Origin of the sequence: Phocaeicola sp. RTP21198st1_B8_RTP21198_201120, from assembly GCF_040929485.1 — a bacterium.
Taxonomy (GTDB): Bacteria; Bacteroidota; Bacteroidia; order Bacteroidales; family Bacteroidaceae; genus Phocaeicola; species Phocaeicola dorei.
The window spans coordinates 21930-22632 of the sequence record NZ_JBCOCI010000083.1; the positions used below are offsets into that span (position 1 = coordinate 21930).

The following is a 703-nucleotide window of genomic DNA, read 5'->3' on the forward strand; positions in this document are numbered from 1 at the left end:
TACTGTGTTTGCAGCTGTGGACATATTGGTCTTGGTGTATTCCCATTGTTCCGAGCCGTTGTCGAATCTACGGAAATCGGGTTTTCCAAGTAAATGGCTGACTTCTTCTTGGGACATCCCTCTCTGTACTTTCATAATAGTGCTACTAGTAGTCAAACCGCAACTGATGACTAAAGTACAAATGGTTAACGCTAATAATGTTTGTTTCAATCTTCTCATTTTTTTGTTTTTTTGTTTGTAACAAAGATAAGTTGGGAAAAGGTATATTCTTCTATCTTTTTCCCTATTTATTTTTAGGGATTTCCCTACTGTTTATATGGTAATTCTTCTAAGAACTGAAATTTATTGTTAGGAAGATTGAGTTTGAAATCTTTAAATTCATATTCTGGAAGATTGGTTGTATTTTTCTCTTGTTGGAAATGTGATTGATTATTTTAACTTCATCTATAATTAATGTAAAAACTTTATTTTCACTTTTAACTTCTTGTTTTCGGGTGGTTCTAACCTATAAACTTTTGACGAATAGATGATAAACGAAGATAAAATTAGGGAAGTATGGGCTTCCGACCCGGAACGGGGATTTAAATTGTTGATAGATTTTTTTCAACAGCCCATATATTGGCATATCCGGAGATTGGTTGTATCACATGAGGATGCAGAGGATATTTTGCAGGAAGTCTTTATTCGCGTCTTTCGCCATCTT

The 703-nt window shown here is 34.1% G+C and carries 2 protein-coding genes; one reads left to right on the top strand and one right to left on the bottom strand.

Features of this window, described 5'->3' with window-relative positions; genetic code table 11:
- Nucleotides 1–219: outer membrane protein assembly factor BamE (gene bamE / locus AB5935_RS20155; protein ID WP_368327535.1), on the bottom strand; the 219-nt coding region annotated here is incomplete at its 3' end.
- A 307-nt stretch (nt 220–526) separates the two neighbouring features.
- Between bamE and AB5935_RS20160 the strand changes: the two genes are divergently transcribed.
- The coding region (locus AB5935_RS20160) for an RNA polymerase sigma factor (protein ID WP_368327536.1) at nt 527–703 on the top strand (177 nt) is incomplete at its 3' end.